This is a genomic window from Alteripontixanthobacter muriae (assembly GCF_013336795.1).
GTDB lineage: Bacteria > Pseudomonadota > Alphaproteobacteria > Sphingomonadales > Sphingomonadaceae > Pseudopontixanthobacter > Pseudopontixanthobacter muriae.
In genome coordinates, this window is sequence record NZ_JAAFZT010000020.1 from 111,012 (window position 1) to 123,806 (window position 12,795).

Here is a 12,795-nt window from a genome sequence, read left to right on the forward strand (position 1 = left end):
CTTTTGCCGAATGAAGCGTGGAAATCCAAGCGTGAAAGTCTATGCCCGCCATTATGACAGACGACGGAACGAATGATTCAGGCGGCGGACCTGCCGAAAAGCCCGGCTATACCTATGCGCAATCGGGGGTGTCCATCGCCGCTGGCAATGCGCTGGTCAAGGCCATCGGGCCGCTCGCCCGCGCCACCGCTCGCCCGGGAGCGACATCGGAACTCGGCGGCTTCGGCGGATTTTTCGACCCGCGCGCCGCCGGTTACAGGGATCCGCTGCTGGTTGCGGCCAATGACGGCGTCGGCACGAAGCTGAAGCTGGGGATAGAATACGACCGGCACGACAGCGTCGGTGTCGACCTTGTGGCCATGTGCGTGAACGATCTGATCGTACAAGGCGCTGAACCCCTGTTCTTCCTGGATTATTTCGCCACCGGCAAACTGGACAACGAGGTTGCGACCCGCGTTGTCGCCGGGATAGCGGAAGGGTGCCGGATTGCACGCTGTGCGTTGATCGGCGGAGAAACGGCGGAGATGCCGGGCATGTACGGACCGGGCGATTACGATCTGGCCGGTTTCTGCGTCGGCGCGGTGGAGCGCGGAGAACAGATCACCGGCGAGAAACTTGCGCCGGGTCACGTGCTGCTCGGCCTCGCCAGTTCCGGCGTGCATTCCAACGGCTATTCGCTTGTCAGAAAGCTGGCGGCCGACCTTTCGTGGAAGCTCGACCGCCCTGCCCTGTTCGATCAGGAACGGCTGCTGATCGATACGCTGATCGAACCGACGCGCATCTATGTCGCTTCGCTGCTGCCGCTGCTGAAGGCCGGCAAGATCGACGCGCTGGCCCATATCACCGGCGGCGGACTGCTGGAGAATATTCCGCGGATCCTGCCGGAAGGCGCGCGCGCCGTCGTGGATGCCGATCGTTGGGAGCAATCACGGCTGATGGCGTTCCTGCAGGCGCAGGGCCGGATCGAACCTGCCGAGATGGCCCGAACCTTCAATTGCGGCCTCGGCATGGTGCTGGCGGTCGCGCCCGAACTGGCGGATGAGGTTACCGCTGCCCTGGAAGCCTGCGGCGAAAGTGTTTCTCGCATCGGCACGATCGAGGCGGGCGAGCGCGGCTGCTCCGTTCGTGGGAGCCAGGGCACATGGTCTGCCCGCGCTGACTGGGAAGCCACGCATGAGGGCTGACGCGCCTGGCGACGCCGGGCCGAACTCACGCAAGATCCCGGTGGCGGTGCTGATCTCTGGAAGCGGCACGAATATGGCGGCTCTGCTGCACGCCAGCCGTCTGCCCGATGCAGCCTATGAAATCGTCCTCGTCGCGAGCAACGATCCCGGCGCGCCGGGGCTTCGTTTCGCCGAGGCGGAAGGACTGCCGGTCTTCGCGATTTCGCATCGCGGTCAGGACCGGGCCGCGCATGACGCGACCATGGGCGACGCGATCGAGAACTCCGGTGCAGAACTCGTCGCGCTGGCTGGTTACATGCGTATTTTGACCGAAGAATTCGTGCAGCGCTTTGCCGGGCGTCTCGTCAACATCCACCCGTCGCTGCTGCCTAAATACCGTGGCCTGCGCACGCATGAGCGGGCCCTTGCGGCTGGTGATGCAGCAGCGGGCGTGTCGGTGCATTTCGTCACCGCCGAACTGGACGCTGGCGAGGTTCTTGGCCGTCTGGAGGTCAGGACCATGCCCGACGACACGCCTGATACCCTGGCCGCACGGGTGCTGATCGCAGAGCATCAGCTTTACCCGCATGTGGTGAACAGCCTCGCAATGCGTCTGCAATCCGCCGGTTCGGCAAGCGGGTGATGCCGCCGCCACGGCCACACCCGCTTGCCCGCGCGCCGATCGTCGCTCGGCTGGACCGCTGGCTCGCCACGGCATGGGAGAAGGGACTGCTCAGCCGTCCGCCGCTTGACGCCGAAGCGATCATGCGGGCGGGCCGTGGCCGATATGCAGGTGGGGACGAGGAAGGCGGACGCAGCGCCGAAGAAGTGGCGGATTTCCGGATTCGTCTGGAGCATCTCTCGGCGGCGCTGGAAAGTGAAGCGCGGCTCAACAACCTGGGCCGCACGATAGCTCATGGTCAGTTAACGCGAGTCGTCCGGCAACGCCATGCGCTTGGGCGGATCTGGCGGCAAAACCCCGAGCGAGCGCGCACGGCACTTGCCGATCCGATCATCGTCATCGGCCAGATGCGCGCCGGTACCACCCGTATCCACCGCCTGCTGGCCGCCGACCCGGCCCATTCCGCCACGCGATTTTGCGACAGCTGGAACCCGGTGCCAGCCCGCATCGACCTGCGCCCCTTGTGGAGCGCTCTGGCGCTGTTCTGCGGGCGGCGGCTGGACCCCTGGATCGATACAATTCATCCTTTCGGAGCCGGGCGGGTCGATGAAGAACTCGGTTGGCTCGCCTCTGCTCTTGGCGCTTCGGCCTATGAGGCGCAGTGGCGCATCCCGGCCTACGGCCGTTTCAGCGAGCAGCGCGATGCGGGTCCGATTTATGCGGAATTCGCCCGCATCCTGCGAATGGATGCGGCGTTCCACGGCAATGCCGACCGGCCGCGGGTGATGAAGGTTCCGCAATTCGCCGAAGACCTGTCTGAACTGTTGCGGCAGTTCCCCCGCGCCCGGCTCATCATCGCCCGGCGCGAGGATGCCGATGTGGTACGCAGCGCGGCATCGCTCGTCGCCAACCAGATGACGATCCAGTCCGATCACGCCGACATGGCCTGGATCGAAGAAGAATGGACCGCCAAGATAGCGCTCCGACGAGAACGCGTGCAATCTGCTTTGGCAGGCCACGACGCCCCTATTGCGGAGGTCAATTTCGATGCGATATCAGCAGATTGGCGCAGCGCGGTACGGTGGATCTATGCCGATCTCGGACTGCACCTGACCCCGGCGGCCATGAAGTTTATGGAACGCGAACAGCAGGTTGCGGGCCAGGATGCCCATCACGCGCACAAAGGTCAGATGGCGCAATTCGGCGAAATCGCGGGCTAGTCCAAAACGGCGTTTGCGGGTCCGTTTTCTTCCGACCCGCGCCTGGCTAGCTCCGGCACCAGCAGCATTGCCATCGATAGCGGGACATCCGCGCGGTAGCTTTGATAAAAGGCGATCTTGCCGGAGTTGAGCACGACGCGGATCAGGACCTTGCCGGTAAATTCCTTTTCGCTCGCATCGACAATGGCGCTGATCAGCACTTCATCCGCACGCATGCTGATCTCCTCGACCGTCTGCACATAATGTCCCGAAATGCTGGATAGCCTGCGGATAAGCTCTGCCACATGATCGCGGCCGACGACGGTGACGCCGCGGCTGTCGACATAGGTAATCCCGTGATCGAGCATTTCGATGGCCCGGTCGTCGTCCTTGTCGTTCAGTGCCTGAATGAAATCACGGGCAATGCGCTTTGCGCGAAAGCTCATCATGATGAAGGCTCATGCGCGATCTTGCTCGGCGCATGCCATGGCCCGGCCCCTCGCGGGCGGCGCAATCTATTTCCCGTTGCCATGGCTCAGACATAGCGGCCGCGGAACATTGCGTGAATATTCAAATGTTAATGCCTGGAAATACTGGCGAAGGGCTAAATTTCGCCCTCCGCCAGTCATTCAGCTACATTCCCGTTCAGCCGACGATTTCGTCTTCCGTGAAGAAGAACTTGATCTCGTTGGCAGCGTTTTCGTCGCTATCCGAACCGTGGACCGAATTGGCTTCGATGCTTTCGGCATAGGTCTTGCGGATGGTGCCTTCCTCGGCATCCGCAGGGTTGGTCGCGCCCATGATGTCGCGGTTGCGCTTCACGGCGTCTTCGCCTTCCAGCACCTGCACGACGACCGGGCCGCTGGTCATGAAGTCGACGAGTTCACCATAGAACGGACGATCCTTGTGCACTTCGTAGAAGCTCTTCGCCTGCTCTTCGCTCATGTGAATGCGCTTGGAAGCGACGACGCGCAGGCCGGCATCTTCCAGCATCTTGGTGACGCCGCCGGTCAGGTTGCGGCGCGTGGCGTCGGGCTTGATGATCGAAAAGGTGCGGGTAACCGCCATGATGTTTTCCTAGGCTTGTTGAACGGGAGAGATTGCGCGCGCCCCTAGCGGCACCCGGCGCTCACGGCAAGCATGCCGATCAATCGAGCCCGTCGCTGATCATCAATTGCGCCGCCGTGACATCGCCTTCGCGGGCAGCGTTGAGCGAGAACCGCGCCGTGCCCTCCCGCCCGGCCACGAGGCGACCGGCGTCGCCATCGAGCGTCACTTCGGTTTTAATCCCCGCGGATGCAGCCTGTCCGCGGTAGAACTCCGCCAACTCTTCTGGCGCCGCCGCGCTTTCAAAGATCACCAGCGCGCTCTGCTTTTCGCCGCGTGAGACAAAGGTGGAATCGAGCACTTTGGCGCCTTCATGCAAGGTGAAGCCGAGCGGGAGTGGACCCGCCAGTTCTTCCCCGGAAACCATCACCGTATCGGGCAGTCCGTCCTGCGGAATAGCCGACATGGTCGCGCCGGTTTCGGGATGGACGGTGAAGAAGCCGCGTTCGTCCACGACATCTTCCGCCGCTTCTTCCGGCGATTCGTCGCAGGCCGCCAGCGTGAGAGTGGCGACCAGCGCGGCGGCGAGACCGAGGACGCGCGGCAACGCAGGCATCAGGCGGCCTTGGTCCATTGTCCGCCCTCCTGCTTCCAGAAGTTGCGTTCCATGTCCTCGTGTCCGTCCAGCATACGCCAGCAGGCGCGAGCCTCGGTCAGATTCGCGTCCCCGAAGAGCAGGAACACGCGGGCGAATCCGTCCGCCTGATCACGCCATTTGCCGTCGGCGAGCGCGCAGTACTTCGCACCATTTCTAGCTTCCATCGTGTTCGACAGCAGCGCCGGTTGGCGATCTTCATGCCCTGCACCGGTCAGGCCGTTTGCGAGAAAGCTGCCACCGCCCTGATCCCACAGGGCATCGCTGATGCCTTGCAACTGCGCTGCATCGTCTGACACCACCAGCAGCCTTTCACCAGCCTTGGCAGTGGCGCGGGCAAGCAGCGGCACGACCTTTGCCGCCGGATCGCGGCTCAATTGGTAGAAATCAACGCGCATATATTGCTTCCCCGCCGTTTGCCCCTTCAACACGCATCAGACCGCCTTCGGCTTGTTGGCACGGCACCGGTCGGAGCAGAAGCGGACATTCTCCCAGTCCCGTTCCCATTTCCTGCGCCAGGAAAACGGCAGCCCGCATGCGGAGCAGATCTTGCTGGGCAGATCCGCTTTCTTCCGCATGCGGGCCATGGGCCATTCAGCCTTCTACGCTGTCGCGCACGAAGCGGTCGATCAGGCGCACGCCATAGCCGGTTGCGCCCTTGTCATAGGTGGAGCCCGCCTTGTCGGCCCAGACCATCCCGGCGATGTCGCAATGCGCCCAGGGCGTGCCCTTGGCGATAAAGCGCTGGAGGAACTGCGCCGCCGTGATCGAACCCGCGCCGCGCGGTCCGGTGTTCTTCATGTCGGCAATCGGCGAATCGATCAGCTTGTCGTAGGCGGGCGAGAGCGGGAAGCGCCACAATTTGTCGCCGCTGCCCTTGCCTGCCGCCAGCAGATCGTCGGCCAGCGTGTCGTCGTTCGAGAAAACGCCGCCATGTTCTGAGCCGAGCGAGATGATCATCGCGCCGGTCAGCGTCGCAAGATCGACGATCCGCTTCGGCTTGAAGGTCTGCTGCGTCCAGTGCAGTGCATCGCATAGCACCAGCCGCCCTTCGGCATCGGTGTTGATAATCTCGATCGTCTGCCCCGACATCGACTTCACGACGTCGCTGGGGCGCTGTGCTGCGCCGTCGGGCATGTTTTCAGCGAGGCCGACAACGCCGACGATGTTCGCCTTCGCCCTGCGCTTCACCATGGCCAGCATCGACCCGGCCACGGCGGCGGAACCGCCCATGTCCCACTTCATATCTTCCATGCCCGCACCCGGCTTGATCGAGATGCCCCCCGAATCGAAGGTCACGCCTTTGCCGACGAAAGCTGTCGGCGCATCGCCATCAGCGCCGCCATTCCAGCGGATCGCCAGCACACGCGAGGGTTGCTGGCTGCCCTGGCCGACGCCGAGAAGCGCCTTCATGCCCAGCTTCTCCATCTCATCTTCGTCCAGCACGGTCAGTTCCGCGCCGGTACCTTCGAAACGCTTCTGGCAGCGTTCGACGAAGCTGACCGGAAAGATGACGTTTGCAGGCTCGGTCACCAGTTCGCGAGCGAATTCGACGCCGGTCGCCACCGCATCTGCATCCTGCCATGCGGCATCCAGTCCGCCGGGCGCGCCGGTCACCACGATCTTTTCCAGCGTGACCTTCTGTTCGTCCTTCTGGGTTGTGCGATAGATGTCATAACGCCAGCCGCGCAGGCGCAGGCCCAACATCACCGCCGCCGCACCAGCAGCATCAAGGCCGCTGTCCACGAAGTTCAGTTCAACGGTCTTCACGCCGCTGGCATTGTAGCGCGAGGCGATGGCCCCGCCCGCTTTTTCCAGCTTGGCCATGCGGTCGTCGGCACCCGCTTCGCCGGCTCCTGCGAGCGCGAAGCGGCGCACCTTGCCGCCGCGTTCGACGAACCCTTCGAACATCTGCCCGGCAGTGCCCTTGAAACGTGCGGCTTCCGCACCTTCGCGCAGTACGGCTTCGACATTGGCGGGCATCGCGCCCTTGTCGACGACATGGGCAATTACGTCGGCATTCGTAGCGCCGTTTGCCGAGGCATCGGTCTGGATTTCGAATTTCATCAAGGTCTCCGGTAAATATCAGTTTTCAAGGCCCGCGACCGGGCCTGCAATGGCGATTGCGATTAAGGCGCGGCGGTGACATAGGCAAGCCATGCCCACGCCGCCGCCGTCCGTTCTTCCAGCCCTCGCAGGCAGCTCGACAAACCGAAGCTCGATCCACCGGCAGGCGCGCCTCCGCGCAGGGCTTTATCCTCTTGCAAGTGCAGCGGTCCTGCTGGGTTTTTGTTCCGCCGCGCCGCTCGCCGCGCAGGAAGGGGCCGCCCCCGGAACCGACACTGCGATCGAACCCGTGGAACTCCCCGATCCGCGCGATCTGATCTATGCCGGAGAAGAAAATCCGGGCCTGCCGCAGCCGGTCGATCCTGAAATCATCGATCCGGACGAGGCGGATGATGGCGTTCCCCTGCCCGAGGTGCCTACCCTGTCGCCCGGCGCGCTGGAACCGCCGGACAGTGTCGACTTTTCTGCCGCAGAGATCAGCTACGACAATAATGCAGACACCATCGTCGCCACCGGCAATGTCGTTCTTACGAGCGAGGGCCGCTATGTTCGCGCCGACCGCATTGTCTATGATCGTGCATCCGGCCAGATCAGCGGCAGCGGCAACATCTTTATCCGCAGCGCCGACGGTACTGTCCTGTCCGACGATGTGACCTGGGAAATCGAAAGCGGGATCGTCGCGGCCGAAGGGAACGTGCGGTTCGAGGATGCGAACGGCAATCGCCTGTTCACCGACCGCCTCGAGCTGACCGACCGGTTTGAGACAGGCTCGGTCGAAAACCTGCTGCTCGCCCTGGTCGAAGGCGGCAGGCTGGCGGCGCGGCAGGGCGAAAGGCTGGAGGACGGCAATGTCGTTCTGACTGATGCGGCCTACAGCGCCTGCGCGGTGACGGGACCGGAGGGCTGCGACAAGACGCCCTCCTGGCGGATCACCGCGGACCGGGCGGTTTACGATCCCGACCAGAACCGGGTGCGGTTTACCGGCGCATATCTGGAGATTTTCGGAGCGAGGCTCCTGCCGCTGCCGGGCCTTTCCCTGCGAACCGATGGCGGCGGTGCGTCGGGCTTCCTGATCCCGGACGTGCGCCTGTCGGAATCGAATGGGCTTGAAATCAGCGGCAGCTATTACTGGCGGCTGGCCGACAACAAGGATCTGACCGCCAGCGCCTATCTGTTCACCGACGCGCCGCCGATGGTTTCGGGCCAATTTCGCCAGCTGACGGATCGCGGCGCCTATCAGATCACCGGCTATTTGACGCAGAGCCGCCGTGTCGCCGCATTCGACCCCGCGATCGGTGCAGACATTACCGCAGACGATCTGCGCGGCTATATATTTGCCAACGGAAGCTTCCAGCTGGACGAGAACTGGAGCCTCGACGGCGTAATCCGCCTCGCCAGCGACCGCACTTTCCTGCGCCGCTACGACATCAGCCGCGAGGACCGCTTGCGCTCGACCGTCTCGCTCGAAAGGGTGGACGAGGATTCCTATTTCCAGGTGGCAGGATGGGGGACGCAGACCCTGCGCCTGGATGCGAGGCAGGGACAGGTGCCGCTCGCCCTGCCCGTCATCGATTACCGCCGCCGGATCGACGATCCGCTGCTGGGCGGGCAGATTGAGCTGCATGCCAACACGCTGGCGCTGTTTCGCGAAGATGGGCAGAACACCCAGCGCGCCTTTGCCGGCGGACGCTGGGATCTGCGGCGCCTGACCCGTTTCGGACAGGCGGTCACCTTCACCGCGCTCGCCCGCGCCGATCTTTACCATTCGAGCGACAACGCGCTGACCGAATCCGCGCTCTATCGCGGTAATCCGGGCTGGCAGAGCCGCGCGGTGGCACTGGGGGCCGTCGATGTGCAGTGGCCGCTGATCGGCACGATCTTCGGCGGAACGCAGGTGCTGACCCCGCGTGTCCAGTTCGTCGCCACTCCGCCGATCCGCAATCTCGCGATCCCCAACGAGGATTCGCGGGCTATCGATCTTGAGGACACGAACCTCTTCTCGCTCAACCGCTTCCCCGGCTATGACCGGTTCGAGGACGGGGCGCGGGTTACCTACGGCTTCGACTGGCAGTTCACTCACCCGGGCTGGCGCCTGAAATCCACGCTGGGCCAATCCTATCGCCTCGATACCGACAGGAACATCCTGCCCGATGGTACGGGCCTTTCCGAACGCGTGTCCGACATCGTCGGCCGGACCGAGATCCGCTATCGCGACTACGTGAAACTGACGCATCGTTTCCGCCTCGACAAGGACAGCCTTGCCGTGCGGCGCAACGAATTCGACGCGACGGTGGGCAGCAACCGCACCTATGTCGAAGTGGGCTATCTCCGCCTCGACCGTGATATCGCTCTGGAAATCGAGGATCTGCAGGACCGCGAGGAAGCGCGGGTCGCCGCCCGCGTGGCCTTTGCCAACTACTGGTCCGTGTTCGGGTCGGGGGTGCTGAACCTGACGAACAGCGAGGAAGATCCGCTATCCGGGTCCGACGGGTTCCAGCCGATCCGCACGCGGCTGGGCGTTGCCTATCAGGACGATTGCCTGGAACTCGGCCTGACCTGGCGCCGCGATTACGTGAACCAGGGGGATGCGCGGCGGGGCGACACGTTCCAGCTGTATTTCGCCCTGCGCAACCTGGGCTTCCGCTGACGCAGACCGGGGCGGCGCCGTGACGCTGCACCGCTCTGGTTGGCAGACCTTCGCAAACGCGCTATCCGGCGCTGCACTCAGCTTCGGTTAAGCCGGTCGGCGGCAATTCCGGCGGGCAAAGTCGTCGTCCCATGACCGGCGCGGCAAATGGATGGATTTACGTGATCAGAACCTCTTATCTAACCCAAGGCGGGCTCGGCCGCACGCTTGCCGGCCTCTCGGCTTTCGGACTGCTGGCCGCTCCGGTTGCCGCCTCCGCGCAAGCTGCCGGTTCTGCCACTGACGCGGTCACGGGCAACACGCTCAACCTGCCCGAAAACATCACGATGCTGTCGCAGAACAATCCCGACCTGCGCAAGGCGACCGCCATGGTGAACGGCGCGGTCATCACCGGCACCGATGTGGACCAGCGTGTCGCGCTGGTGGCATCGACGTCGGAAGGCGAGATACCCGAAGCCGAGATGCAGCGCCTGCGGCAGCAGATCCTGCGCAATCTGATCGACGAGACGTTGCAGATTCAGGAAGCGGCCGCGCAGGAAATGCCGGTGAGCGATGAGGAGGTCGACCAGCGCTACAATCGTCTGGCTGCACAGAATTTCGGCACGCAACCCGAAAAGATGGACGAATATCTCGCTTCCGTCGGCTCCTCCGCTGCTTCGCTCAAGCGGCAGATCCGCGGAGAACTGGCATGGCAGCGGCTTATCAGCCGCAATGTTTCGCCCTTCATCAATGTGGCGGAAGAAGAAGTGAACGAGATGCTGCAGCGGCTGGAAGCGTCGCGCGGCACCGAAGAATACCGCTTGGGGGAGATCTTTCTTTCCGCCACGTCCGAAAATGCGACCGCGGTTGAACAGAACGCGCTGCGCATCATCGAACAATTGCGTCAGGGCGGCAGCTTTGTCGCTTATGCACGTCAGTTCTCCGAGGCCTCCACGGCGGCAGTCGGCGGTGATCTCGGCTTCGTTCGCCTTGGTCAGTTGCCGAGTGAGCTTGCCGCCGTGGCCAAGGAAATGCAGCCCGGCCAGCTCGTCGGTCCGATCGCCATTCCGGGCGGGCTTTCGATCCTCTACCTGATCGACCGCAAGCAGGTGCTGATGGCTGACCCCCGCGATGCATTGCTGACCCTGAAGCAGATCTCGATTTCCTTCGCGCCCGGCAGCACGCAGGAACAGGCATCGGGCCGCGTCGCGGAATTCGCCACCGCCGTGCAGTCGATCCGTGGATGCGGCGATGCTGAACGCGCTGCCCAGACCATCGGAGCCGAAGTGGTCGAAAACCAGATCCGCGTTCGCGCGCTGCCCGAACAATTGCAGCAGACCATGCTCGACCTCCAGATCGGCCAGGCCAGCCCGGCCTTCGGCTCGGTCGAGGACGGTGTGCGCGTGCTGCTGCTGTGCGGGCGCGACGATCCGCAGGAACAGGCCGGACCCGATTTCAACACGCTGATGTCGCAGCTTGAAGACGAACGCGTGAACAAGCGGGCCCAGCGTTATCTGCGCGATCTGCGCAACGATGCGCTGATCCAGTATAACTGACCGGACGGACGCTCCCGCCATCGACTTACCGCTCGTCCTGTCGCTCGGCGATCCGTCGGGCATCGGCCCCGAACTGATCGCGGCGGCATGGACAAGGCGCGAAGCTGACGGGCTTCCGCCCTTCTTCGTGGCGGGCGGCGCAGGCCTGCTGACTGCGGCGGCGCGCCATTGCAATCTCGACATGCCCGTCGTCCGCATAGAACATCCGGGCGTGGCGGCTGAGGCTTTCAACGAAGGCCTGCCCGTCCTGCCGCTCGCCGGCCATGCCAATGCCGGATGGCGACCGGGGGAACCATGCCGCGACGGCGCAGCGCTCGCTCTCGCCTCGCTTGAGGAGGCCTGCGCTCTCGCTTCATCCGGTGCGGCAGCCGCGCTGGTTACCGGGCCTGTTGCCAAACATGCCCTTGCCGAAGTGGGCTTTGCGCATCCCGGTCAGACGGAGTTCCTTGCCCATGCCTGCGGGATAGCACCGCACGACGCGGTGATGATGCTGGCCGGGCCGACGCTGCGGACCATACCGCTGACCGTGCATTGCGCTCTTGCCGAAGTCGCCGACCTGCTGACGGCGGAGCTGATTTACCGCCGTACCGCGATTGCCGCCCGTGCGCTTGCAAACGATTTCGGAATAGCGAAACCGCGCATCGCGCTGGCGGGCCTCAACCCCCATGCGGGCGAAGGCGGCAAATTCGGTGACGAGGAAATGCGGATCATTGCTCCCGCCATCGCGAAATTGCGCGCGGAAGGTTTCGATGTGACCGGACCGCATCCTGCCGATGCGCTGTTCGCGGCCCGGCAGCGCGCCACCTATGATGTGGCGGTCTGCATGTATCACGATCAGGCGCTGATTCCGTTGAAGGCGCTGGATTTCGATGCGGGCGTGAACGTCACGCTCGGACTGCCGATCATTCGCACCTCGGCCGATCACGGCACCGCTTTCGGCATCGCCGGCAAGGGCCTGGCCGATGCCGGTGCCACTGTCGCGGCAATCCGCATGGCGGGTGACTGCGCGGTGCGCCGTTCGTCAGAGCGGCAGCAGAACTCATGAGCGACTTGCCGCCGCTGCGCGAGGTAATCGCGCGTCACGGCCTCAGCGCGTCGAAGGCGCTGGGCCAGAACTTCCTCTTCGACGCACAGCTTCTCGACCGGATCGCCGCCATACCCGGCGATCTGTCGGATCGGCAGGTTCTGGAAATCGGCCCCGGTCCCGGCGGGCTTACCCGCGCGCTCCTGCGTGCCGGAGCGCTTGTGACGGCTGTCGAAATGGATCGCCGATGCCTGCCTGCACTGGCGGAACTGGAGCAAGCCTATCCCGGCAAGCTCCAAGTGATTCAGGGCGACGCCATGAAAATCGCCCCCGGCACCTTGTTCGGCGGTGAATACGACATCGTCGCCAATTTGCCCTACAATGTCGGCACGGCCCTGTTCACCGGATGGATGGGGGGCGAGGCATGGCCGCCCGCCTGGCGCTCGCTCACCCTGATGTTTCAGCAGGAGGTCGCCAGGCGGATCGTCGCGGCACCCGGCAGTTCCGAATATGGCCGGCTGTCAGTGCTGGCGCAGTGGCGATCCCGCGCGCAGCTCGCGCTGAAGGTGCATCGCAGCGCCTTCACCCCACCGCCCAAGGTGATGAGCGCCATCGTCCATGTCACTCCGGCGGTAATGCCGCAGGGCGTGTCGGCGGGTGTGCTGGAACGCATCACGGCAGCCGCCTTCGGCCAGCGGCGCAAGATGCTGCGGCAAAGTTTGAAAGGAGTGCCCGGCGCGCTGGCGGCGTTGGAGGAAGAGGGGATCGACTCGCAGCGCCGCGCAGAAACGCTGACGATTGCCGAGTTCGTGGCTCTGGCCCGTCAGCTGTCCTGA

The 12,795-nt window shown here is 64.1% G+C and carries 13 protein-coding genes; 7 read left to right on the plus strand and 6 right to left on the minus strand.

Annotated elements, in window-relative coordinates:
* Positions 1–53 precede the first annotated feature (53 nt).
* Genes purM through G7A66_RS06820 form a run of 3 tightly spaced genes read left to right on the plus strand, consistent with a single transcriptional unit; the run spans position 54 to position 3,005 of the window.
* Positions 54–1,184, plus strand: coding sequence for a phosphoribosylformylglycinamidine cyclo-ligase (gene purM / locus G7A66_RS06810; protein WP_174294934.1), 1,131 nt, complete (start codon positions 54–56; stop codon positions 1,182–1,184).
* Positions 1,174–1,806 (plus strand): phosphoribosylglycinamide formyltransferase, encoded by a 633-nt coding sequence (purN, locus tag G7A66_RS06815; protein WP_174294935.1) that lies wholly within the window; start codon positions 1,174–1,176, stop codon positions 1,804–1,806. The genes purM and purN overlap by 11 nt, the downstream gene beginning before the upstream one ends.
* Positions 1,806–3,005 carry a sulfotransferase gene (locus G7A66_RS06820; RefSeq protein ID WP_174295008.1) on the plus strand — a complete coding sequence of 400 codons (1,200 nt, stop codon included), beginning with the start codon at positions 1,806–1,808 and terminating at the stop codon, positions 3,003–3,005. The genes purN and G7A66_RS06820 overlap by 1 nt, the downstream gene beginning before the upstream one ends.
* Here the strand turns inward: G7A66_RS06820 and G7A66_RS06825 are convergent.
* From G7A66_RS06825 to G7A66_RS06850, 6 genes are all read right to left on the minus strand, one after another.
* The gene (locus G7A66_RS06825; protein ID WP_206675097.1) at positions 3,002–3,433 is read right to left on the minus strand and encodes a nuclear transport factor 2 family protein; all 432 of its coding nucleotides are present in this window, start codon (positions 3,431–3,433) and stop codon (positions 3,002–3,004) included. The two genes, G7A66_RS06820 and G7A66_RS06825, sit on opposite strands and share 4 nt — an antisense overlap.
* 196 nt (positions 3,434–3,629) lie before the next feature.
* Positions 3,630–4,052 (minus strand): nucleoside-diphosphate kinase, encoded by a 423-nt coding sequence (gene ndk, locus G7A66_RS06830; protein ID WP_174294937.1) that lies wholly within the window; start codon positions 4,050–4,052, stop codon positions 3,630–3,632.
* A 79-nt stretch (positions 4,053–4,131) separates the two neighbouring features.
* A complete protein-coding gene (locus G7A66_RS06835; protein WP_174294938.1) occupies positions 4,132–4,665 on the minus strand; it encodes a hypothetical protein in 534 nt (177 codons plus the stop codon).
* Complete coding sequence (locus tag G7A66_RS06840) at positions 4,647–5,084, minus strand: DNA polymerase III subunit chi (RefSeq protein WP_174294939.1); 438 nt, start codon at positions 5,082–5,084, stop codon at positions 4,647–4,649. The genes G7A66_RS06835 and G7A66_RS06840 overlap by 19 nt, the downstream gene beginning before the upstream one ends.
* A 36-nt stretch (positions 5,085–5,120) precedes the next feature.
* Complete coding sequence (locus tag G7A66_RS06845) at positions 5,121–5,273, minus strand: DUF2256 domain-containing protein (protein WP_174294940.1); 153 nt, start codon at positions 5,271–5,273, stop codon at positions 5,121–5,123.
* A 7-nt stretch (positions 5,274–5,280) separates the two neighbouring features.
* On the minus strand, positions 5,281–6,753 hold the full coding sequence (locus G7A66_RS06850; RefSeq protein WP_174294941.1) for a leucyl aminopeptidase: 1,473 nt from the start codon (positions 6,751–6,753) through the stop codon (positions 5,281–5,283).
* Between the two features lie 91 nt (positions 6,754–6,844).
* On the opposite strand from G7A66_RS06850, the gene G7A66_RS06855 reads away from it, so the two are divergent.
* The 4 genes from G7A66_RS06855 to rsmA all read left to right on the plus strand — a co-directional run bounded on the left by G7A66_RS06855 (position 6,845) and on the right by rsmA (position 12,795).
* Positions 6,845–9,400 carry an LPS-assembly protein LptD gene (locus G7A66_RS06855; protein ID WP_174294942.1) on the plus strand — a complete coding sequence of 852 codons (2,556 nt, stop codon included), beginning with the start codon at positions 6,845–6,847 and terminating at the stop codon, positions 9,398–9,400.
* A 161-nt stretch (positions 9,401–9,561) separates the two neighbouring features.
* Complete coding sequence (locus G7A66_RS06860) at positions 9,562–10,935, plus strand: peptidylprolyl isomerase (protein ID WP_332310508.1); 1,374 nt, start codon at positions 9,562–9,564, stop codon at positions 10,933–10,935.
* A 19-nt stretch (positions 10,936–10,954) separates the two neighbouring features.
* Complete coding sequence (gene pdxA / locus G7A66_RS06865; RefSeq protein WP_174295009.1) at positions 10,955–11,980, plus strand: 4-hydroxythreonine-4-phosphate dehydrogenase PdxA; 1,026 nt, start codon at positions 10,955–10,957, stop codon at positions 11,978–11,980.
* Complete coding sequence (gene rsmA / locus G7A66_RS06870) at positions 11,977–12,795, plus strand: 16S rRNA (adenine(1518)-N(6)/adenine(1519)-N(6))-dimethyltransferase RsmA (protein WP_174294944.1); 819 nt, start codon at positions 11,977–11,979, stop codon at positions 12,793–12,795. The genes pdxA and rsmA overlap by 4 nt, the downstream gene beginning before the upstream one ends.